We start from the raw sequence: 20,539 nt of genomic DNA on the forward strand, positions 1-20,539 counted from the left end.
GCCTGCCTGACGGCAGGCCGTTACCGGCCCGCACACAAAAAATCTGACAGTCCCTGTGAGGGGGGCGCACTAATGAAACTCTACTGAATTTTTTCAAATACGATGCAGCGTTTGCTCTTCCCTGTCAGTCGACTGTCAGTTGATTTTGATACGTGCAAACACCTTGGAGAATCACAGAGCTCTGCAAGTGTGCGTATATCCTGCGTAACTCGAAACGATATTTTGTGTTCCTCGAGTAACTTTTCCAACGTGCCCCAATGCAGAGCAAGGAGCAAGTTCGGTTTTTTTACTCATTGAACTCTACACCTTGCGCTTCAAGAAGGCTGAGTGCATCCCACAGCGCTTGAAGTCGCTTGGATCCTCCCGTGGAGCCTTTGCCGATCGTTTCAAGCGCTGGCAGCGACGGCCAGAGGCTAGGCTCAATGATCCTAGTGGTCAATAAAAATGCCGGCGGAAAAAGTCGGCCGAAAAATCACTTATCCCCCTCCCGCCGACGGGGTTTGCGTCCTTTTTTGTGCAAACTCAGATGTAGTGCAAACGAACCGGCAAAAGCCCCGCCCTGATTCCATCAGCGAGGCTGCGCACTTGCGCACCTGAAAATCCCTATTGAAACGTCATTCAACCGGTGTAATTACCAACCGCTCAATCAAAAACCTGTCCCCCGTCTTCACCGTCCATTGTTGGCGCAGTTTGCGATGGTAAAGATGGCTGTCACTTCGGCTCTGCCACCCGCTCAACTGATCGCTGTCCGGTCGCACTTCCCCGTACCAATCAATCACAAAATCCACGCTGTATGTCTGCGAAGAAATAGGCTCGACCTTAATCGCCGTCAAGTCGTGAAAGTTCCACAGCGTCTGGGCCATAAGGTTGTTGTACCAGCCGGCAAAAGCCGCATGGCTGGTGAGCGGCGCCATGCCGGGGACTACGACGGACATGTTGTGGTTATCCAGGTGCGCCAGGTAGTAATCCACGCGGGAGGCGTGTTCAAACTGGGTAAACCACTGGTAGACGAACTGGCGCACATCGTTGCGGTTAATGGCGGCGAGCCCGTCTTGAGGTTTGAACTGACGGGCTTGTTGTTCGTACTGCGCAAGGGGCACGGCGGTCTGGGTTGGATGAGGGGAGGCGCCGCTGCATCCGGCCAGCGCGATGGCGAGGCCAAGGGTGATTGCAGAGGCGGTGAGGGCGTTGAGTCTGGACCGGGGGGTCGATGAATGGGGGTTCATGGCATCTTCGCTGTGGGTGAATGACAGGAAGTAGCCTATGCAGCGGTGGTTGGCTTAAAAAGGGTTGAACGCTGCAAGGGTTTTGAAGGGGGGCTTCAGTGTAGCCGCAGCCATTACGCCACGGCCCCGCAACCCCGCCCGCTAAATATGCAACCAGGCCAACCCGCCCAGCACCACGCTCACGCTGGCAGCGGTGTACGACAGCCGCTTGAGCCACTCCCGCCGTGTCAACAGGGTGATCGCGGCCAACGAAATGGCGATTTGAATCGCGGTCATCGCCTGTGCCCAGCGGTGGTGTTGGTGCAGCATTTGTTCGGACTTTTCGTCCCATTCCCGTGAGGTGGCTTCGAGTTTTTCCGCCTGTTTACGCACTTCTTCCTTCTGGCTTTTGTAGCGCTGGACTTCGTCGCTGTAGTGCGCCGCGTCGACACCCGGGATGTGCGCGGCCAGTTCGGCGAGGTTTTGTCGGCTGGATTTGGCCTGGTAGTAGTTCCACTGGTTGGCGGCTTCGGTCTTGAAGATGGCCGCGTTGTTTTTGTCCATGGCCGCTTCGCTTTCGCTGGAGCCGGCCTGGTAGCTGAGCATGGCGCCGACGGTGGCCATGATGGCGGTCATCACGGCGATGCGGCTGGCAAAACGGTCGCCACGGGCGTGGGCATGTTCGGTGGTGTGTTCCACGTGCTTTTCGTGGGGGCTGGGCACTTCGAAGGCTTCGGACATGGGGGCGGTCTACATGCAATCAGGGGAGGTTGATTCTTTATCAGCAAAGCTGTCGCGATGCTGTACGTAATGCTGCAAAAGGGCCATCAACCCCGGAACTCGTGCTTCAGGTAATCGATAAACACCCGCAGTTTTTTCGGCGTGTTTTCACGGTTGAAGTAGTACAGGTACAGGGCGCTGTGGGCGATCCAGTCGTCCAGCACTTGCACCAATTCGCCACTGTGCAGGTACTGCTCGACGCTGGAGCGCGCGGCGTAGGCGAAGCCAAAGCCGTCCAGTGCGCCGCGCAGCATCAATTCGATGTCATTGGTGGCCAGCCTGCCCTTGACGGTGACGCGCAGGTGTTTGCCGGCTTTTTCAAAGTCCCAGCGGTGCAGCAGGCCGGTCTGCGCGCTGCGGTAATTGACGCATTCGTGGGCCAGTAAATCGTTGGGGTGGGTCGGTACGCCGTGCTCCTTGAGATAGCCGGGCGTGGCCACCACCACGAAGCGAAGTTGCGTGGCCACCGGCAGCACCACCATGTCTTCGGCCAGCACGTGGTCGTAGCGGATGCCCGCATCAAAGCCTTGCGCCACGATGTCCACCAGGCTGTTGTCCACCGCCACTTCCAGGTTGATGCCCGGGTGTTTGCGCAAAAAGCCTTGCAGCATCGGTTGCAGCACCATGCGGCTGGCAGTGGAGGGCACGTTGAGGCGCAGCGTGCCGCTGGCGTCGCGGGTGGCGGCGGCAGCGCTTTGCAGGCTGGTGTGCAGTTCTTCCAGCAGGGGCGTGATTTTCTGGATCAACTCCTCGCCGGCTTCGGTCACGCTGACGCTGCGGGTGGTGCGGTTGAGCAGGCGCACGCCCAGCTGTTTTTCCAGGGCGCCTACGCGTTGGCTGACGGTGGACACCGACAGGCTGCTGGCGTCGGCGGCCTGGGTAAAACTCTTGGCGCGGGCCACTTGCAAAAACAGCTGCAGCTGCTGGAAATCGGGCATGTCCATTGTGTGGTTTTTCCGAAAGGGTCTTGCGGATTATGCATCTTTTTAACAAAAAAGCCCGGGGCCATACTTTTTCCACACCCAAGAGGATTGCCCATATGACCGCTTCCACTGCAAAACCCGTTTGGTTCATCACCGGTTGCTCCACCGGTTTCGGGCGCCAGCTGGCGCTGCACACCTTGCGGCTCGGCTACCCCACCGTGGTCACCGCGCGGGACCCGCAACAGGTCGCCGACATCATCGTCGGCCACGAAGACCATGCCCTGGTGCTGGCGCTGGATGTGACGGACCCGGCCCAGGTCGAGACGGCTGTGCAGGCAGCCCAAGATTACTTTGGCCACATTGATGTGCTGGTCAACAACGCCGGGATCGGTTACTTCGGCGCCTTTGAAGACAGTGCGCTGGATGAAGTGCGACGCCTGTTTGAAATCAACGTCTGGGGCCTGAGCGCCATGACCCGTGCCGTGTTGCCGGGCATGCGTGCGCGCCGCAGCGGTACGGTGGTGAACATTTCGTCGGTGGGCGGCATCGCGGCGTTCCCGAGCATGAGCTTCTACAACGCCAGCAAGTTTGCCGTCGAGGCGCTGTCCGAATCGCTGGCCCAGGAAGTCGCCCCGCTGGGGATCAAGGTGTTACTGGTCGAGCCGGGCCCCTTCCGTACCGACTGGGCCGGGCGTTCGGCCAACGAGGCGCCGCACGCCATCGCCGACTACCAGGACACCGCCATTGCCCGGGCGGGCAATGTGCGCCGCATCGACGGCAAGCAGCCGGGCGACCCGGTGCGGGCCGCGATTGCCATCGTCAACACCGTGCAGGCCCAAAACCCGCCGCTGCGCTTGCTGCTGGGCAAGGCCGCAGTGGGTTTTGCCCGCGCCAAGGTCAAGGCCCTGGTCACCGACTTTGAAGGCTGGGCCGAGGTGAGCGCGGGCGCGGATTTTCCCGAGTAACCCGGGCCCCTCATTTGGCAAACACCATCGGCACGGTAAACCGCGTCTTGCTCCCCGCGGGCGGGCGCGGCACCGGCGAGGCGCGGGTGATCATGTCCAGGGCGGCGGCGTCCAGGTCGGCCACCCCTGCCGAACGCACGATGCTGGACGCGATGACCTTGCCATTGCTGTCGATCTCGAACCGCAGGTACGCCACGCCCCGGTCGCCCCGATCGCGGGCGTTTTGCGGGTAGCGTTTAAAACGCTCCAGGTGGGCCAGCAACTCGGCCTCCCATTGCACCTTCAAGGCCGGGTCGGCCGTACCGCGTGAGGACTGATCCGCCGCGGTGCTGTCGGCGGTGCGCGCATCGAGTTTGGGCGGCGCAGTGGTGGCGGAGGGCGCGGATTGTTCCTGCGGCGGTTGAGGTGCGGTGGCGAAGTCGGCGGCGTGTTCCGGTGCGGACGCATGAGTGCCTTGGGCCGCGTCCTGGAGCGGGGACGTGGCCTGCCGGGTGGGGCTCGGTCTGGGGCTGGGCACGACCTTTTTCGTCAGCACGGTTGGCGGCTTTTGCGACGGCGTATTCAGTTGTTTCTGTACCACCTTGTCGGGGGCCACTTGCAGATCTTCTTCCACGGCTTGCGCCACCGGGGCGGCGGCCAGCTCTATCATCATGGCGGCGGGCGCCGCTTCGCTCACCGCCACCACAGGGTTATACAGCAGCCACGCGGTGAGGCCCGCGTAGGTGCTGAGGGTGATCAATGTTGCGACGCTCCAGAGCGTTTTACGCGAGGGGTTCAGGTAGTCGGCAGTCATAAAGGTCAACGTAAAACGGGACGCCGATGAAGGGCGTCCCGTGATTCAACGAACGGCCGCGTCAGAACTTGACGGTCAGCCCTGTGCGTAAAGTGCGCCCCGGTGCGGGCATGAAGCTTTGCGCCAGCGGGTCCAGGTAATAAACGTTGGTGAGGTTCTGTACCGCGAAGTCCACCTGCGTGCCCTTGACGATTTCAAAGCTGGCGAACAGGTCATAGATCGCCGACTTCTGGTAATAGACCTGGTTGGTGGTGATGCCGTTGTTCCAGGCCTTGTCCAGCTTGGCGGTGGGCGCGCTGTTGTAGACCATGCGCCCGCCCAGCACCAGGCGGTTGTCGAACCAGCGGCTGCCCAGCGTGGTGTTGATCGAGTATTTGGGCGGGTTCTGGGTGTTGGTGTAGGAACCCGGGAAGCCGCCGTCGACGCAGTCTTTGGAGGGCGTACCGTCGTCGCGCAGCTTTTGCGCCAGCTGCGGTGCGCAGGTTTTGGCGTTCAGGTAATAGGTGGCCGAGACGTCGGCGAACACCCGGCCCCGGTCATAGCTGGTCTGCAGCTCCAGGCCCTTGACGGTGAAGCTGTCCACGTTCAACAGGTTGCCAGCGGAGATGTCCTGATAGTCGCGGGTGATGTAGTTCTCGATCTTGTTGTTGAAGTAGGCGAGCTTGGCGGCGGCGGTGTCGCCGTCCACCCACCAGTCGTTTTTCAGGGTGCTCACGCCCAGTTCCCAGTTCTTGCTGCGCTCGGGCTTGATGCCTTCGCTGGGCACGGCGGCGGTGAACAGGCCCAGGGTGGACTCGAACAGGCTCGGCATGCGTACGCCCTCGTTGTAATTGAGGTACACGAAGCTTGCGTCGGTCAGGTCGAACTTCACGCCGAACGACGGCGCGAAGGCATGGTCCCGGCGTTCGATGGGCTTGGCGTAGCTGTAGCTGGTGGCGTATTTCTGCATCTCTGGATCGTCGGCATCGATACGGTCGTAGCCGGTGTTGCCCACGGTGCCTTTTTCATAGGGCGTGGCGTTGAGCGAGTCCTGGGTGAAATTGCCTTGCTGGTCGGGGCGCCAGTACACGTAGCCGATGCGCTCTTTGCCTTTGTACAGCCAGGTCCAGCGCACCGGGCGGGTGCCAAACGTGGCCGGGCTGGCCAGGCGGTTGTGGTCCTTGCTGTGGAACTCGCTGTAGCGCCCGCCCAGGGTGAAGGTCAGGCGCTGCACCGGTTTCCATTCAAGGGAACTGACCAGGCTGCCTTCCTGGCGTTCGCCACTGCGGATGAAGCGGTTTTGCTCCAGGTCCGATTGCAGCACGGGGGAGTTGTCGTCCGGGCCGATCTTCTCGCGCTGGAACGAGCCGCCATACGACCAGGCGAATTTACCGGCGCCGGTATCAAAGCGCGACGTGTTGTTCACGTCCACGCCCCAGCGGTTGTCCTTGGTGCGGTTGCGCAGGGCGTCCTGGTAGCCGTCTTCGCCCAATTGATCGGGCTCGCCTTCGTAGCCGAACAACGGCGTGACGGTGCTCAAGCCGTTGAAGGCTTCGCTCTGGGCCTTGGTGGTCCAGGCGTTTGCGCTCAAGTCCAGCAAGGGGTTGTCATCGGGCTTGTAGGTGTAGCGCGCGGTGTAGGCGTTGATGCGCATGCTGCCCGGTTGCCACTGCGGGACGGTGCCGGAGGTGTTGCGGATGATGCGCGAGGGCATCACTTCACCGTACTCGCCGTCGCTGTAGCGGTAGGCCAGTTCCAGCGCCTGGTCGGGCGAGGGCTTGATGATGGTTTTGAGCAGCACCGACTCGGTGTCGGTGGAGGTGTTGAGCACTTCGTTGCCGGCCTTGAACACCTTGGCCGGGCTGTTGGCTTCCTGGGTCACCAGGATGTATTTGCGGGTTTTGGGGTCCCATTTACGCACTTGCTGGAACACTTGGTATTTCTTGAAGCCCTTTTTGCCCGCGTAGTAGTTACCGCTTTCACGCTGGGTGTAGGCCGCCACGATATCCACGGTGTCGCTGGTGCTGGCAAAGGCCACGCTGGCGGAGTGGGCCTGGGGGTCGAACAGGCCGTTGCTGCCGGTGCGCGGGGTGGCGTTGTAGGTGCTGGGGCGCTCGACGCTGTTGCTGGAGAAGTCGCCTTTGAGGCGCACGCCCACGGTTTCGCCGTCCTTGAGGATGTCTTTGGGCTGCAGGGTTTTCATCTTGACGATACCGCCGATGGCGCCCGCCGCGTCCGCCTCCAGGCTGGGGCCCTTGTTCACGGTGATTTCGCTGATCAGGTCCGGGTCGATGTAGCTGCGTTGCTGCATGCCGCCGTAACCGCGGTAGGCGTCGATGGCCTGCTGGCTGCCGTCGATGGTCACCGGCACACGGCTCTGGCCTTGCACGCCGCGGATGTTCACATCCAGCGCGCCGCCGTTGCGGGTGTCGCCGGTCTGCACGCCGGGCACGCCCTTGAGGATGTCGGCGGGGGAGGAGCCGCGAAAGCGGTTGAGGGTTTCACCGGAAATGAACGCGCTGGAACCGGCCCGGGTGTACACCTGCGCGGCGGCGCCGTTGAGGCGGCTGGCCTGGCCGCCCTTGATGGTGACGGGGCCTAGCAACTCCGACTCGTCCAGTTCGCCTTCGAGCGGTGCGGCGGCGCGACGGCTCAGGATCAGGCTGCGCTGGCCGTCGATTTTCCAGCTCACCGGGGCGTCTTCCAGCAGGCGTTGCAGGGCCTGTTCCTGGGTGAAATTGCCGCGCAGGGCCTGGGCTTGCAGGCCGTCTACCAGGCCGGCCTCCAGGCCCAGTTGCAGGTTGGCCTGGCGCGCGAAGGTGCTCAGCGCGGTGGTCAGCGGTTGGGCGGGAATGTCGTAGAAACGGGTGGCCTGATCACGTGACGCGGCCGCAGGTTCTGCCGCCACTGCGAGGGCCGGCTGGCAAATTGCGCCGTTGATTGCCACGCACAAAATGGCCAGTGCCATCGGTGCCCGTGAGTGCGGGGCAGGTGATCGGTTACCCATGTTTCATCGCCTTTGCGTTTGGTATTGCGAGTCATTCGCAATACAAGGAGCTACAAAGACGAACACCGTTGGGATTTTTTTCAGAACCGACACAATTATTTTTCAGGGCGCGGTTTTGGCGCTGCCGAGCACGGTGAGCAGGGGCGAATACTGGCGCACTTCACCGCCGATGGGCGCCACCAATGCCTGCAGGGCGCGCTGGGTGTCGCGCAGGTCGTAGAGGCCGGTCACGCGTTTGTTCGCAAGCGTAGGGTCCTGGATCACGATCCAGCCGCGCTGGTAGCGGTCCAACTGTTCCACCACTTGGGCGACGCTGACGTTTTCAAAAAACTGCACGCCGTTGATCCAGCCCGCCACTTCGCCGGGGGCCACTGACGACTGCGTGGCTGCGCCGCTTTGCCGGTCGATCCACACCCGCTGCCCAGCGCCGAGCCGGTAGCGGGTGTTGACGCCCACAGTGCCGTCGCGCACTTCCACGGCCAGGCCGTCCTGGCGGCGGGCCACGTCAAACGCGGTGCCGAGCACGCGAATCAGCGTGTCGTCGCTGCGCACTTCAAAGGGCTTTTTGGCGTCATGCACCACGTCAAAAAACACTTCGCCCTGCACCAGCGTGACCTGGCGTTGCGAACCGCTGAACACCACGTTGACCGCACTGTGCGGGGCCAGTGTCAGGCGGCTGCCGTCGCTCAGCGTGACCTCGCGGGTTTGCGCGGTGGTGGTGCTGTAGTCGGCGCGCCAACCGGGGTTGAGCAGCAGCGCGGCGGCCACCGCCACCGCGCCCACGCACGCCGCCGCCAGCAGCGGCAGGCGCGGGCGGGCAGGGCGCGGCCACTGGTGCCGGGTGGTGGCCGGTTGCACGGCAAGGCTGTCCCACGCCTGGTTGACCTGGGCCCAGGCGTCGAAATGCTCGGCGTCGCTGTGTAGCCAGCGGTCGAACTCAGCGAAACGTTCAGGCCGGGCTTGCAGGTCCAGCAGCCACTGGCCGGCGTCTTCCAGGCTTTTTGCCGAGACGGTCCCGGGCGGGTGGGCGTCATGCATACGGGCGTTCCTTACTGTGCGCGCCGTGGGTGGCGACACTTGAGGCCAGGTGCACAATGGCGTCCCTGACCAGGCGATGGGCGGTGGAAAGCGAGATATTCAGATGATCGGCGGTTTGCTGCAAGGTGAAGCCGCCCAGGCGATGCATCTCCACGGCCAGGCGCATGAGCTCCGGCAGGCTGGCCAGGGCGGCGGCGATGCGGCTGGCGTCGTCACCGTGCACCACGCGTTGCTCTGGTGACAATTGCTGGCCGGGGCGCATCCACGATGGCGGCATTTTCTGTTGGCGCTTTTCCGTGGCCTGGCGGCGCACCGCGTCCAGCGCCAGGTTGCGCACGATGCGGTACAGGTACGCCACGGGTTGCTCCACCGGGTCTTCGCCGCTGCCGCAAAACCGCAGGAAGGCGTCCTGCACCACGTCTTCGGCGTGCGCGCGTTCGCCCACCACAACCTTGGCGTAGTTGATCAGCGCGGGGCGATGGTCGAGGTAGAGTTGCAGCCGGGCGGCGTTGTCAGTCACAGCGAAACTCAACAGGAGATCAGCGTCTGGAAGCGCGGCGACGGTAATTTAACTGAGAGTAATTATCAATACCAATGCTCAACGGTTGCCTGCGCAGGACAGGGCCCGTTATTGTGCTGAACCCTTTTAGTCCCCTGCCTACGGATCTGTTGTGATGAATGCACCGCGTACTGCTGCCCCGATCAAGGCTGTCATCTTCGATATGGACGGCTTGTTGCTGGACACTGAAGGCATCTACACCGAAGTCACACAGATCATCGCCGAACGTTACGGCCGTACCTATGACTGGAGCATCAAGCAGCACATCATCGGCCGTGGCGCCCAGGACCTGGCCGACTACGTGGTCAAGGCCCTGGACCTGCCCATTACGCCTGCCGAATTCCTGGTGATTCGCGAACCGCTGATGAGCGAGCGCTTCCCCAAGGCATTGGGCATGCCGGGCGCCGAAGCGCTGGTACGGCATTTGAAGGCCCACAACATTCCGATTGCCGTGGGCACCAGCTCGTCGCGCAATTCCTTTGCCCACAAAACCACGTTGCACCGCGAGTGGTTTAGCCTGTTCGGCACCATCGTCACCGCCGATGACCCCGAAGTGGGCGCGGCCAAGCCAGCGCCGGACATCTTCCTCACCGCCGCCCGCCGCTTGGGCGTGGCGCCGCAGGACTGCCTGGTGTTCGAGGACTCGCCCTTTGGCGTTACCGCTGCCAAGGCGGCCCACATGACCGCCATCGCCGTACCGGACGAGGCCATGGCCGACAGCAAGTACGCGCACGCCGACCAGATCATCCGCAAGCTTGCAGACTTTGATCTGGCCGCCTACGGGTTGCCACCGTTCGCTTGAAAAAACGCTGCAAAGCGCGCGCGTATCCTTCCCACACGGAGCGTGGGAACGATCACCTTGCCCGGGCAATCAGGCACTAAACCCGCCATCGATCATCAGGCTCGCCCCGGTGATGTAACTCGCCTCTGGCCCCACCAGGTAGGCGACGAAACTTGCCACCTCCTCGACCTGGCCATAGCGGCCCACCGCCATAAGCCCGGTCAGGCTCTCGGCAAATTCCCCGCTCGCCGGGTTCATGTCGGTGTCTACCGGCCCCGGCTGCACGTTGTTGATGGTGATGCCGCGTGGCCCCAGATCCCGCGCCAGGCCTTTGGTGAGCCCCACCAGCGCTGACTTGCTCATGGCATACGGCCCGCCCCCGGCGAACGGCATGCGCTCGGCGTTGGTGCTGCCAATGTTGATGATGCGGCCGCCGTCGCCCATGTGCCGCGCCGCCGCTTGAGTCGCCACAAACACGCTGCGCACATTCACCGCCAAGGTGCGGTCAAAATCTTCCAGCGAGAACGACGCCAGCGGCCCGACCGCCAGGACCCCTGCGTTGTTCACCAGGATATCCAGGCGCCCGAACGCTTGCACCGTGGCCTCCACGGCGTTTTGAATGGCCGCCGCGTCGGCGCTGTCGGCGTGAATCGCCAGGGCTTGGCCGCCGTCGCCAATGAGGTTGTCTTGCAGCGCGCGGGCCTTGTCGGCGGAACTGACGTAAGTGAAAGCAACGGTTGCACCGTGCGCCGCCAGGCGTCTCACGATGGCGGCGCCGATGCCACGGGAACCGCCCTGGACCAAGGCCACTTTGCCGCTCAGGTCGTGTGTCGTCATGTCGATACTCCGAGTGTTCAAGGCAGGCTGCCTTGTTGTTGGAAGCAAGTATCGACCTGGCCCACCCGTGCCGGTAGACCGCGATTACGATAGTCTGTGTAAACCAAAAGTTTCGAGTGGCACCCCATGGAGAGTCTAAGCAGTATCGAGTGCTTTGTGCGCAGCGCCGAAGGCGGCAGCTTTGCCGAGGCCGCGCGGCGCTTGAGCCTCACCCCGGCGGCGGTGGGTAAAAGCGTCGCCAAGCTTGAAGCCCGGCTGGGCGTGCGCTTGTTCCAGCGCAGCACCCGGCGCCTGACGCTCACCGAGGCCGGCAAGTTGTTTCTGGATCAGGTCGGTGACAGCCTCCTCACCATCCAGAATGCCGTGGCGAACCTGGCCAGTGCCGAAGGCCTGCCGCAGGGCACCCTGAAAGTCAGCATGGGCACGGTATTTGGCAACCGCTACGTGGTGCCGTTGCTAGCGGCGTTTCTCGAGCGTTTTCCGGATATCAGTCCCGACTGGCATTTTGATAACCGCCAGGTCGATTTGATCGGCCAGGGGTTTGACGCGGCGATTGGCGGTGGTTTTGAACTGCCCCCGGGGGTGGTGGCGCGCAAACTGGCGCCCGCTCACCGGGTGCTGGTGGCGTCCAGCGCGCACTTGGCCAAGCGCCCGCCGGTGCTGTCGCCTGATGACCTGGCGCTGTGCAATGGCATCCTGATCCGCTCGCCCCAGACCGGGCGGGTCCGTGGCTGGCAGCTCACTCACCGCAACCGCGAGCAACGTCCCCTGGTGCTCAAGTCACGCATGACCATGAGCGATTCCGAGGCCGCGTGCGGCGCCTGCACCCAGGGCCTGGGCGTGGCGTTGGTGAGCATGCCGATGGCCGTGCCGTTTCTCGACAGTGGCCAACTGCAGCGGGTGTTGCCGGACTGGTACGTCGACGACGGCAATATTTCGCTTTATTACGCCGAGCACAAATGGCTGCCCGGCAAGACGCGGGTGTTTGTCGACTTCATTCTCGAGCAGTTTGCTGAGCAGCAATTGGCTCGGCGGTTCAGTGCGATCTGAGCCGGGGGCTACCGACCGAAGCGGGTCGGCCAGCCAATCACCTGCTTGGGGCGCGGCGTGGCGTAGGTGCGCACTTTTGAGGTCGACAAGCCCAACCCCACCAACGACTGCGCGACCATCACGGCGGCCGTCACGCCGTCCACCACCGGCACGCCGGTGCGCTGGCGAATCTGCTCGTCCAGCCCGGCCATGCCGCCGCAACCCAGGCAGATCACTTCGGCCTTGTCCTCGCTGACCGCCAGTTCCGCCTGTCGCACAATCGCCTCCACGGCGCGTGCCGGGTCTTCTTCCAGCTCCAGCACCGCCAGCCCGCTGGCGCGTACCGAGGCGCAGCGATCAAACAGCCCGGACAACTTCAGGCGGTCTTCGATCAGGGGTACGGTGCGGTCCAGCGTGGTCACCACCGAATACGCATGGCCCAGGTACATGGCGGTGCTCGCCGCGGCGTCGGTGATGTCCACCACCGGCACGTTCAGCAACTCCTGCAAACCTTCGCGGCCATGTTCGCCGTAACCGGCCTGGATCACGGCGTCGAAGGGCTGGTCATAGGCCATCACGCGGTCCATCACTGCGATGGCGGCCAGGTAGCTTTCAAAATTGCCCTCTACCGATTGCGCGCCAAAAAACGGCGTGAGCCCGACAATCTCGGTGCCCGGCGCGGCCACGCTGCGGGCCTGTTCGGCAATGGCCTGGGTGATGGACTCGGTGGTGTTGACGTTGACGACCAGGATACGCATGGCAATTCCTTGATGATTAATGGCTGACGTTGTCCACGGCGATGCTTTCGCCGCTGACATCCGCGTAAAAGAGGTGGCGCTTGGTAATGACCCGGTACAGCAGCCCCGCAATACCGGCACCAAACAACCAGGAGAACGGCGACACTTCATGAAAACCCGGCAACAGCGCGAGCAGGATGGCGATCACCGCCGCCGGAACGAACGCCGCCACCGCGCGCAGGTTGACGCCGTGGGTGTAGTAATAGGCGCCGTGGGGATCTTCGCTGTACAGCTGTGGGACGTTGACTTGCTGGCGGCGGATCAACCAGTAATCGACCATGATGATGCCGTACAACGGCCCCAGCAGCGCGCCCAGCCCCGACAGGAAATACACGATCACCAGCGGGCTGTTGTAGAGGTTCCACGGCAGGATCACCACGGCCACGGTGGCGCTGATCAGCCCGGCGCGGCGAAAGTTCAAGTGCTTGGGGGCCAGGTTGCTCAACACAAAGGCTGGGGCGACGAAGTTGGCCATGATGTTCACCGCCACGGTGACGATCAAAAACGCCAGGCAGCCCAGCACCAGGAAAAACGTGTTGGGGATCGCGGCAATGATCTGCGTCGGGCTTTCGATGACCTGGCCATTGAGCTGGAATTGCCCGCCGCACAACAGCACGGTGATGGCGGCAAACACCAGAATATTCACCGGCAGGCCCCAGAAATTGCCCACGGTAATGGTGCGACGGGACGGTGCGGAACGTGCGAAATCGCAGAAGTTGAGGATCAGCGTGCCGTAGATCGCCAGCCACAACGCCCCACCGGCAAAGATATTGCGCCACATCTCGGCGCCGGTCAGCGGTTCGCGAATCGACCAGGCGATGGTGCCGTGGGCCTGGTAGTACATCCACCCGGCCAGGCAGGCCACGGTCAGCAAAATCACCGGCCCGGCAAACGCTTCGTAACGGCGCACCATCTCCATGCCGTACGCCAGGATCACCAGTTGCACCAGCCAGATCATGATGAAACAGGCCCAGCCCAGGGTGGACAGGCCCAGCAGCGCGTTGTGGTCATAGTCGGCAAAGCCTGGGTGAATGGCCGTCAACAGCACGCGGAAAACCACCGAGGCGAGGTAGGTCTGGATACCAAACCAGGCAATCGCAATCACCGCTCGGATCAGCGCTGGCACCTGCGCGCCGTGGATGCCAAAGCTTATCCGGCTGATCACCGGGAACGGCACCCCGGTTTTTTGCCCCATATAGCCCGACAGGTTCATGAAGAAAAACACCAGCGCCGCGCCAATGCCCAGCGACAGCAGAATCTGCCAGCCGCCCAGGCCCATGGCATACAGCCCGATCGCAAAGGAATAGTTGGCAATGTTGTGCACATCGTTGGACCACAACGCAAAGATGCTGTAGCCGCCCCAGCGCCGGCCTTCGGTCTTGGTGGGGGCCAGATCCTTGTTGTGCAGGCGTGGGCTGAGTTCTGGCGTGGCGGTGCTGAAAGGCGACGGGGTCAGGGGCGAGGGGGAGGGCAGATCCAGTGCGAGGGTGTTCAGGCGTGTACGCATTCCGGCAGGCTCCACAGCCTCCCCGAAAAATAGGCGAAGGCTAAAGTGTATGTATGTTTTTTGTCGATTGTATACAAAGTGGTTTCCACCTTAAGCCACATGCGTGCCAGATTCTTGTCTATCAACGGGCGGCGTAATTTTGTTTTGATTGGTTTTTTTGTAAATTACTGAATTTAAAAGACTATAAGTTGACCGATCGAGCAGCTATTTATTTTATAGACGGGTAAGCGAGGGTTTTCAGGCGTGGGGCGTAACGAGAAGGGATGTAACATTTTGGTGCAATTGGATTGATAAGTGCACACAAAAATGGCACCTAAAGTGACATTTCTGTGTACAGGTTTTTAGGCGGCTTCAGCCTTTGCTGATGATATTTCCGGCATGCAGCCCGCATTCTTTCTGCGTTGCCTCTTCCCACCACCAACGGCCTTCGCGCTCGTGCTGGTTAGGCAGCACTGGCCGGGTGCAGGGCTCGCAGCCAATGCTGATGTAGCCCCGTTCGTGCAGGCTGTTGTACGGCAGCTCGAGCATGCGGATATAACCCCACACCTCTTCACTGGTCATCTGCGCCAGCGGGTTGAACTTGTACAGCGTGCGTTGCGGGGTGGAGAACGCGGTGTCGATTTCCAGCGCAGCCACCTGGCTGCGGGTGCCCGGGCTCTGGTCGCGACGTTGCCCGGTGGCCCAGGCGGTCACGCCGGAGAGTTTGCGGCGCAGCGGCTCGATCTTGCGCACGCCGCAGCATTCGCCATGGCCGTCCTTATAGAAGCTGAACAGGCCCTTTTGCTTCACGAACGGTTCCAGCTTGCTCTGGTCCGGCGAGATCAGTTCGATGTCGATCTTGTAGTGCTCACGCACCTGCTCGATGAACCGGTAAGTCTCGGGGTGCAGGCGGCCGGTGTCGAGGCTGAACACCTTGACGTTTTTGTTGAGCTTCCAGGCCATGTCGACCAGTACCACATCCTCGGCACCGCTGAAGGAAATCCACAGGTCATCACCGAACTGGCTGAACGCCAGCTTGAGAATGTCCTGGGCGGATTTGTTGGCATAAGTCGCGGCGAGTTCGGCGACGTCAAAGGCTTGGTTCATCAGGACGGTTCCTACAGGTCAATGGCGCTGAGCGCTCTATAGGGAGGCGATGGTAACAAAATCCTGCCTGCGTTGCGGTGCCCGGCATGAGCCACTAGAGTTCGGCAGTCCTTTTGCTCGCTCAACACACAACGTTTAGAAATGGGAGTGTCTTGTGGAAATTGCCTGCCTTGACCTGGAAGGGGTGCTGGTTCCGGAAATCTGGATCGCGTTCGCCGAAAAAACCGGTATCCCCTCCCTACGGGCTACCACCCGGGACATTCCCGACTACGACGTGCTGATGAAACAGCGCCTGCGCATTCTCGACGAGCACGGGCTCAAACTGGCCGATATCCAGGAAGTGATCGCCACCCTCACGCCGCTGGACGGCGCGGTCGAGTTCGTCAACTGGTTGCGCGAGCGTTTCCAGGTGGTGATTCTCTCGGACACCTTCTACGAATTTTCCCAGCCGCTCATGCGTCAGTTGGGCTTCCCGACCCTGCTGTGCCACCGCCTGATCACCGATGAAAACGACCGGCTGGTGAGCTACCAACTGCGTCAGAAAGACCCCAAGCGCCAGTCGGTCCTGGCCTTCAAAAGCCTGTATTACCGCATCATCGCCGCGGGCGACTCCTACAACGACATCACCATGCTGGGCGAAGCGGACCAGGGGATCCTGTTCCATGCGCCGGACAACGTCATCCGCGAATTCCCGCAGTTCCCGGCGGTGCATACGTTCGAGGACCTGAAGAAAGCGTTCATCAAGGCGTCGAATCGACCGTTGAGTTTATAAGGAGGGCGGGCGCCACCTAAACGCCTGCCAGTAGGCTTTCGTAAGGAATGCGCAACCCCTCGTGCAGTCGCTTGATCATTGCCAGGCTGAGCTTGCGCTTGTGGTTCAATACCTCGGACACCCGCCCGCTGGTGCCAATGAACGGCTCCAGGTCACGGGCGGTCATGCCCAGTTGGTCCATACGAAACTTGATCGCCTCGATCGGATCGGAAGGCGGCATCGGAAATTGCTGCGCTTCATACTTTTCGATCAGCAGCGCAAGAATCTCCAGCTCATCGCCTTCAGGCGAACCAAGGGGCGCGCCCCAAAGCTGCTCAACGCGCGTGAGTGCGGCGGCGTGGTCTTCAGGGGTGCGGATGGGTTTTAGGTTCATTACACAGTCTGAGCGTAGGTTTATTCGGGGCAGGAGGCAAGTGCTTTCTCCCAATATGGGAGATATTGAGACCTGCTGGGCTCGAATGCAATCGCGGAAATATCGTGTGAACAATAATCGGTGAGCGCCGCTTCACGCGTCTGGCTGGCGTCAGCGTCTACAACCCCTCCAACGTACGCAACAACACCCGCACCTTCGTCATCGACTCCTGATACTCCGCCTCCCACTCGGAGTCCGCGACGATCCCGCCGCCGCCCCAGCAGCTTATCTGGCCGTCTTTTACCAGCAGGCTGCGGATGGCGATCGAGCTGTCCATTTCGCCGCGTACGTCCAGGTACAGCAGTGAGCCGCAGTACAGGCCGCGGCGGGTGGGTTCCAGTTCGTCGATGATCTGCATGGCGCGGATTTTCGGGGCGCCGGTGATGGAGCCGCCGGGAAAGCTGCCAGCGATCAGGTCCAGGGCGTCTTTGCCGCTTGCCAGCTCGCCGGTGACGCTGCTCACCAGGTGGTGCACGTTGGGGTAGCTTTCCAGGCTGAACAGTTGCGGCACGCGTACGGAGCCGGTGCGGCAGGTGCGGCCCAGGTCGTTGCGGAGCAGGTCGACGATCATCAGGTTTTCGGCGCGATCCTTGGGACTGGCCAGCAGTTCGGCGGCGTTGGCGGCGTCTTCGCGGGGCGTGGCGCCGCGTGGGCGGGTGCCCTTGATGGGGCGGGTTTCCACCTGGCGTTGGCTGACGTGCACAAATCGCTCGGGCGACAGGCTCAGCACCGCGCCGTCATCGGGCAGGCTCTGAAACCCGGAAAACGGCGTAGGGCAGGCCTCGCGCAACGCGCAATAGGCCGCCCACGCATCGCCCGTGCAGGGCGCGCGGAACCGTTGGGCGAAGTTGACCTGGTAGCAGTCGCCCGCCTGGATGTAGGCGTGGATGCGCTCAATCGCGTGTTGATAGGTGCTGGCGCTCAGGTCTGGCGTCATCGGTGCGTGCAGTTTGAAAGGCGCGGCGGTGCTGACGGTGGGCTGGCTGAACAGGGCGGTCAGTCGCTGGCGTTCGTCTGCTGGCAGGCTGGGGTGAAACACCAGTTGGCTGGTCTGGGCCTGGTGATCGCTGATCAGTGCCCAGGCGTAGAGGCCAAAACGGGCGTCGGGCAGGTGCAGGTCATCCAGTGCGAGGTGCGGCAGTGGTTCCAGGCGGCGCCCGAAGTCGTAGCTCAGGTAGCCGATCAGGCCACCGGCAAACGGCAGTTCGTAGGACGCGGGCAGCGTTGCTTCGCCCAATTGCGTGAGGCTTTCGCGCAGGCGTTGCAGGAAATCGCTGCCGCTTTCGTCGGCCTGCGCGGTCAGGGTGGCGTGTGGCCAGGCGCTGAGCAGGTCATAACGCCCGCGTTCGGCCGTCGGCCGGCCGCTGTCCAGCAGCACCGCGCCGGGGGCGTGACGGATCGCCGCGAAAAACTCGGCAGGGTTGGCGCGGTAAGGCAGCGGGTGTACGGAGCAGGTCGACATGCACGTCAGTCAATGGGGCCGCTTCAAGCTCCAAGCTTGAAGCCGCACGTTAAAAACACAGTGTTCATCCTTGCCGCTTAAAGCTCGGTGCTTGAAGCCGTTCCAATATGCCCGAACATCTCTTGCACAAATCTCACACGCTCTTCGGGCGTTTCGGTCACGCCCATGGCCTTCAATTCGGCCAGGTGTGCTTCTACCGCCTGGGTGCGCAGGGTCAGGCCGCAGTCGTTGGCGATCTGGATGTTCAGCCCCGGCCGGGCATTGAGTTCCAGGATCAGCGGGCCTTTTTCCTGGTCCAGCACCATGTCCACGCCGATGTAACCCAGCCCGCACAGTTCATGGCAGCCGGCGGCGAGTTTCATGAACCCGTCCCAGTAGGGCAGTTGCACACCGTCTACGGCGTTGGTGGTGTCGGGGTGTTTGGTGATGATGTTGTTCAGCCAGGTGCCGCGCAAGGTCAGGCCGGTGGCCAGGTCCACGCCCACGCCGATGGCGCCCTGGTGCAGGTTGGCCTTGCCGCCGGACTGGCGCGTGGGCAGGCGCAGCATGGCCATCACCGGGTAGCCCATCAGCACGATGATGCGGATGTCCGGCACGCCTTCATAGCTGATGCTTTTGAAGATCTGGTCGGGCACCACGCGGTATTCGATCAGGGCCCGGTCGCGGTGGCCGCCCAGCGAATACAGGCCGGTGAGGATGCTGGACACCTGGTGTTCGATTTCTTCGTGGCTGATGATCTTGCCGGACACGGTGCGGTAGCGGCCTTCGAAGCGGTCGGCGATCACCAGGATGCCGTCGCCGCCAGCGCCCTGGGCCGGTTTGATCACGAAGTCACTGCGCCCACCGATGATCTCGTCGAGCTTGTCGATTTCCTTCTCGGTGGAGATCACCCCGTACATTTGCGGCACGTGGATGCCCGCCTTGATCGCGCGTTCCTTGGTGATGATCTTGTCATCGACGATCGGGTACAGGCTGCGCTTGTTGTACTTGAGCACGTAGTCGGCGTTACGCCGGTTGATGCCCATGATCCCCCGCGCTTCCAGGGCCTTCCAGGTCTTCCACAGGCCGAACATTACTGGTCAGCCTTGAGGAAGGCCTTGAACCGCACCAGCTCGGTCAGGCGGTAGCCGCGATAACGTCCCATGGCCAGCATGAAACCCACCAGGATCAGCAGGATCGCCGGGAAGGTGAACACAAAGTAGATCAGCTCCGGCACGCTCATGATGATGTGGGCCAGCGAGGCGGCGAACAGCGTGCCGATGGCGACCTTCATTGCATGCCCGGCGCCGCGCTCCTCCCAGGTGATCGACAGGCGCTCGATGGTCATGGTCAGGATCACCATCGGGAACAACGCCACCGACAGCCCGCGTTCCAGCCCCAGCTTGTGGCTGAACAGGCTGATGGCCGCGATCAGCACCACCACGAACGTCAACACCACCGAAAGCCTTGGCAGCATTTGCAGCTTGAGGTGTTCCAGGTACGAGCGAAGCGACAGCCCCAGCGCGGTAATCACCGTAAACAGCGCAATGCCAAAGCCCAACTGCGTCTCGCGAAACGCCAGGGCGATCAGCACCGGGGTGAACGTGCCGAGGGTCTGCAGGCCGATCAGGTTGCGCAGGATCAAAATCACCAGCACGCCAATCGGGATCATCACCATGATCATGAAGGTCTGCTGGGTTTGCAGCGGCAGGCCGTACAGCGAGTATTCGAGGAAGTTGGCGTCGGTGTTTTCATCCGTCAGCTTGGCCAGGCGGATGGCGTTCATCTCGCTGTTGTTCAGGCTGAACGTCACCGCGGCTTTCTTGCCGCCGTCGACGGTGATCAGGTTTTCATCGCCGGTCCACCACAGCAGGCGGTCGGTGGGCAGGCCTTGCTCGCCGGTTTCGGGGTTGAAATACAGCCAGTCACTGCCATTGAAACTGCGCAGCCACAGTTCCGGGGTTTGCGGCTGGTCGGCCACCAGGCGGATGGTGTGGACTTTTTCCACCGGCACGTGGGCGATCGACAGCAACAGCTCGACGATTTTGGCCTTGTGCGGCGTCGACGGGTCGCCCGCCAGCAGCAGTTTGACGTTGTCATCGCTCAGGTTATTGGTGCGCTTGATGGCTTCGCTGATAAATGTCTCGACGTCCGCCGAGTGCTGGCGAATCGGCGCCAGCAGGGCTTCGGCGGCGATTTTTTCCGGGCCTTCCACGGCAATGCTGTCGCGGAAAGTGGGGCCCTTGACCTTGGATTTTTCGCCGCTGTAGCGCTTGGTCAGCACCAGCCGGTAATACAGGGTCTGGTTGCCCTTGGCGCGCCGGGCCGACCAGGTCACCTTGCGGTTGCCGTCGATGCGGTTGACGCTCACACCGTAGTTGTTGGAGATAAAGCTTTCATTGAGGCTGACGAAGTCGCGGCTCAAGGGCGGCACGAACATCTGGATCTTGACCGGGTCCTTGGGGTTGGCGACGAACTCGACCTTGGCGTCGATGTTCCACAAATCGTCGGTGGCGTCCTCGGTGACGGGGATCCCCAGCACGAAGATCTGATAGGCGGTGACCGAAATGCCCAGCACCACCAGGATGACGATCAAAATCTTCAGGTGCAGTGTAAGAGAGCGCATTG

The 20,539-nt window shown here is 62.1% G+C and carries 19 protein-coding genes; 4 read left to right on the forward strand and 15 right to left on the reverse strand.

The window, feature by feature from the left end:
- Positions 1 to 614 precede the first annotated feature (614 nt).
- The 3 genes from ACW9H9_RS17375 to ACW9H9_RS17385 form a co-directional block, all read right to left on the reverse strand.
- On the reverse strand, positions 615 to 1,226 hold the full coding sequence (locus tag ACW9H9_RS17375) for a hypothetical protein (RefSeq protein ID WP_457344399.1): 612 nt from the start codon (positions 1,224 to 1,226) through the stop codon (positions 615 to 617).
- 141 nt (positions 1,227 to 1,367) lie between these two features.
- Positions 1,368 to 1,946, reverse strand: coding sequence for a DUF4337 domain-containing protein (locus ACW9H9_RS17380; protein ID WP_457344398.1), 579 nt, complete (start codon positions 1,944 to 1,946; stop codon positions 1,368 to 1,370).
- Positions 1,947 to 2,032: 86 nt separating this feature from the next.
- Positions 2,033 to 2,929, reverse strand: a complete 897-nt coding sequence (locus tag ACW9H9_RS17385) for a LysR substrate-binding domain-containing protein (RefSeq protein WP_457344397.1) — start codon at positions 2,927 to 2,929, stop codon at positions 2,033 to 2,035.
- 95 nt (positions 2,930 to 3,024) lie between these two features.
- Between ACW9H9_RS17385 and ACW9H9_RS17390 the strand changes: the two genes are divergently transcribed.
- Positions 3,025 to 3,873, forward strand: coding sequence for an oxidoreductase (locus ACW9H9_RS17390; protein ID WP_457344396.1), 849 nt, complete (start codon positions 3,025 to 3,027; stop codon positions 3,871 to 3,873).
- Between the two features lie 10 nt (positions 3,874 to 3,883).
- Here the strand turns inward: ACW9H9_RS17390 and ACW9H9_RS17395 are convergent, their stop codons facing one another.
- The 4 genes from ACW9H9_RS17395 to ACW9H9_RS17410 form a co-directional block, all read right to left on the reverse strand.
- Positions 3,884 to 4,666 (reverse strand): TonB family protein, encoded by a 783-nt coding sequence (locus tag ACW9H9_RS17395; protein ID WP_457344395.1) that lies wholly within the window; start codon positions 4,664 to 4,666, stop codon positions 3,884 to 3,886.
- A gap of 61 nt (positions 4,667 to 4,727) precedes the next feature.
- Complete coding sequence (locus tag ACW9H9_RS17400) at positions 4,728 to 7,652, reverse strand: TonB-dependent receptor domain-containing protein (RefSeq protein WP_457344394.1); 2,925 nt, start codon at positions 7,650 to 7,652, stop codon at positions 4,728 to 4,730.
- 102 nt (positions 7,653 to 7,754) lie between these two features.
- On the reverse strand, positions 7,755 to 8,690 hold the full coding sequence (locus tag ACW9H9_RS17405; protein ID WP_457344393.1) for a FecR family protein: 936 nt from the start codon (positions 8,688 to 8,690) through the stop codon (positions 7,755 to 7,757).
- Positions 8,683 to 9,210 (reverse strand): sigma-70 family RNA polymerase sigma factor, encoded by a 528-nt coding sequence (locus ACW9H9_RS17410; protein WP_457344392.1) that lies wholly within the window; start codon positions 9,208 to 9,210, stop codon positions 8,683 to 8,685. The genes ACW9H9_RS17405 and ACW9H9_RS17410 overlap by 8 nt, the downstream gene beginning before the upstream one ends.
- A gap of 154 nt (positions 9,211 to 9,364) precedes the next feature.
- On the opposite strand from ACW9H9_RS17410, the gene ACW9H9_RS17415 reads away from it, so the two are divergent.
- Positions 9,365 to 10,051: an HAD-IA family hydrolase gene (locus tag ACW9H9_RS17415; RefSeq protein WP_457344391.1), complete on the forward strand. Its 687-nt coding sequence runs from the start codon at positions 9,365 to 9,367 to the stop codon at positions 10,049 to 10,051.
- 69 nt (positions 10,052 to 10,120) lie between these two features.
- On the opposite strand, the gene ACW9H9_RS17420 is transcribed toward ACW9H9_RS17415, so the two are convergent.
- Positions 10,121 to 10,867 carry a 3-oxoacyl-ACP reductase family protein gene (locus ACW9H9_RS17420; RefSeq protein WP_457344390.1) on the reverse strand — a complete coding sequence of 249 codons (747 nt, stop codon included), beginning with the start codon at positions 10,865 to 10,867 and terminating at the stop codon, positions 10,121 to 10,123.
- Positions 10,868 to 10,993: 126 nt separating this feature from the next.
- Between ACW9H9_RS17420 and ACW9H9_RS17425 the strand changes: the two genes are divergently transcribed.
- Positions 10,994 to 11,917, forward strand: coding sequence for a LysR family transcriptional regulator (locus ACW9H9_RS17425; RefSeq protein WP_457344389.1), 924 nt, complete (start codon positions 10,994 to 10,996; stop codon positions 11,915 to 11,917).
- An 8-nt stretch (positions 11,918 to 11,925) separates the two neighbouring features.
- Here ACW9H9_RS17425 and ACW9H9_RS17430 read toward each other — a convergent pair whose 3' ends face one another.
- From ACW9H9_RS17430 to ACW9H9_RS17440, 3 genes are all read right to left on the reverse strand, one after another.
- On the reverse strand, positions 11,926 to 12,654 hold the full coding sequence (locus tag ACW9H9_RS17430; protein ID WP_457344388.1) for an aspartate/glutamate racemase family protein: 729 nt from the start codon (positions 12,652 to 12,654) through the stop codon (positions 11,926 to 11,928).
- Between the two features lie 16 nt (positions 12,655 to 12,670).
- Entirely contained in the window at positions 12,671 to 14,200 is a 1,530-nt protein-coding gene (locus ACW9H9_RS17435) for an NCS1 family nucleobase:cation symporter-1 (protein WP_457344387.1), read from the reverse strand.
- A gap of 351 nt (positions 14,201 to 14,551) precedes the next feature.
- Positions 14,552 to 15,286: a phosphoadenylyl-sulfate reductase gene (locus tag ACW9H9_RS17440; protein WP_457344386.1), complete on the reverse strand. Its 735-nt coding sequence runs from the start codon at positions 15,284 to 15,286 to the stop codon at positions 14,552 to 14,554.
- Positions 15,287 to 15,440: 154 nt separating this feature from the next.
- On the opposite strand from ACW9H9_RS17440, the gene thrH reads away from it, so the two are divergent.
- On the forward strand, positions 15,441 to 16,058 hold the full coding sequence (gene thrH / locus ACW9H9_RS17445) for a bifunctional phosphoserine phosphatase/homoserine phosphotransferase ThrH (RefSeq protein WP_457344385.1): 618 nt from the start codon (positions 15,441 to 15,443) through the stop codon (positions 16,056 to 16,058).
- A gap of 16 nt (positions 16,059 to 16,074) precedes the next feature.
- On the opposite strand, the gene ACW9H9_RS17450 is transcribed toward thrH, so the two are convergent.
- The 4 genes from ACW9H9_RS17450 to rloB all read right to left on the reverse strand — a co-directional run bounded on the left by ACW9H9_RS17450 (position 16,075) and on the right by rloB (position 20,537).
- Positions 16,075 to 16,431 carry a helix-turn-helix domain-containing protein gene (locus tag ACW9H9_RS17450; RefSeq protein WP_457344384.1) on the reverse strand — a complete coding sequence of 119 codons (357 nt, stop codon included), beginning with the start codon at positions 16,429 to 16,431 and terminating at the stop codon, positions 16,075 to 16,077.
- Between the two features lie 157 nt (positions 16,432 to 16,588).
- A complete protein-coding gene (gene pabB, locus ACW9H9_RS17455; protein WP_457344383.1) occupies positions 16,589 to 17,932 on the reverse strand; it encodes an aminodeoxychorismate synthase component I in 1,344 nt (447 codons plus the stop codon).
- 77 nt (positions 17,933 to 18,009) lie between these two features.
- Positions 18,010 to 19,005: an alpha-L-glutamate ligase-like protein gene (locus ACW9H9_RS17460; protein WP_457344382.1), complete on the reverse strand. Its 996-nt coding sequence runs from the start codon at positions 19,003 to 19,005 to the stop codon at positions 18,010 to 18,012.
- The gene (gene rloB / locus ACW9H9_RS17465; RefSeq protein ID WP_457344381.1) at positions 19,005 to 20,537 is read right to left on the reverse strand and encodes an osmotic stress tolerance membrane protein RloB; all 1,533 of its coding nucleotides are present in this window, start codon (positions 20,535 to 20,537) and stop codon (positions 19,005 to 19,007) included. The genes ACW9H9_RS17460 and rloB overlap by 1 nt, the downstream gene beginning before the upstream one ends.
- Between the last annotated feature and the right edge of the window lie 2 nt (positions 20,538 to 20,539).

The organism is Pseudomonas sp. SDO5215_S409 (assembly GCF_054071325.1).

Excerpts from the sequence above, each read along its gene's own strand:
- ACW9H9_RS17375 (WP_457344399.1), bottom strand. The coding sequence starts at position 1,226 with ATGAACCCCCATTCATCGACCCCCCGGTCCAGACTCAACGCCCTCACC.
- ACW9H9_RS17380 (WP_457344398.1), bottom strand. The coding sequence starts at position 1,946 with ATGTCCGAAGCCTTCGAAGTGCCCAGCCCCCACGAAAAGCACGTGGAA.
- ACW9H9_RS17385 (WP_457344397.1), bottom strand. The coding sequence starts at position 2,929 with ATGGACATGCCCGATTTCCAGCAGCTGCAGCTGTTTTTGCAAGTGGCC.
- ACW9H9_RS17390 (WP_457344396.1), top strand. The coding sequence starts at position 3,025 with ATGACCGCTTCCACTGCAAAACCCGTTTGGTTCATCACCGGTTGCTCC.
- ACW9H9_RS17395 (WP_457344395.1), bottom strand. The coding sequence starts at position 4,666 with ATGACTGCCGACTACCTGAACCCCTCGCGTAAAACGCTCTGGAGCGTC.
- ACW9H9_RS17400 (WP_457344394.1), bottom strand. The coding sequence starts at position 7,652 with ATGGGTAACCGATCACCTGCCCCGCACTCACGGGCACCGATGGCACTG.
- ACW9H9_RS17405 (WP_457344393.1), bottom strand. The coding sequence starts at position 8,690 with ATGCATGACGCCCACCCGCCCGGGACCGTCTCGGCAAAAAGCCTGGAA.
- ACW9H9_RS17415 (WP_457344391.1), top strand. The coding sequence starts at position 9,365 with ATGAATGCACCGCGTACTGCTGCCCCGATCAAGGCTGTCATCTTCGAT.
- ACW9H9_RS17420 (WP_457344390.1), bottom strand. The coding sequence starts at position 10,867 with ATGACGACACACGACCTGAGCGGCAAAGTGGCCTTGGTCCAGGGCGGT.
- ACW9H9_RS17425 (WP_457344389.1), top strand. The coding sequence starts at position 10,994 with ATGGAGAGTCTAAGCAGTATCGAGTGCTTTGTGCGCAGCGCCGAAGGC.
- ACW9H9_RS17430 (WP_457344388.1), bottom strand. The coding sequence starts at position 12,654 with ATGCGTATCCTGGTCGTCAACGTCAACACCACCGAGTCCATCACCCAG.
- ACW9H9_RS17435 (WP_457344387.1), bottom strand. The coding sequence starts at position 14,200 with ATGCGTACACGCCTGAACACCCTCGCACTGGATCTGCCCTCCCCCTCG.
- ACW9H9_RS17440 (WP_457344386.1), bottom strand. The coding sequence starts at position 15,286 with ATGAACCAAGCCTTTGACGTCGCCGAACTCGCCGCGACTTATGCCAAC.
- ACW9H9_RS17450 (WP_457344384.1), bottom strand. The coding sequence starts at position 16,431 with ATGAACCTAAAACCCATCCGCACCCCTGAAGACCACGCCGCCGCACTC.
- pabB (WP_457344383.1), bottom strand. The coding sequence starts at position 17,932 with ATGTCGACCTGCTCCGTACACCCGCTGCCTTACCGCGCCAACCCTGCC.
- ACW9H9_RS17460 (WP_457344382.1), bottom strand. The coding sequence starts at position 19,005 with ATGTTCGGCCTGTGGAAGACCTGGAAGGCCCTGGAAGCGCGGGGGATC.
- rloB (WP_457344381.1), bottom strand. The coding sequence starts at position 20,537 with ATGCGCTCTCTTACACTGCACCTGAAGATTTTGATCGTCATCCTGGTG.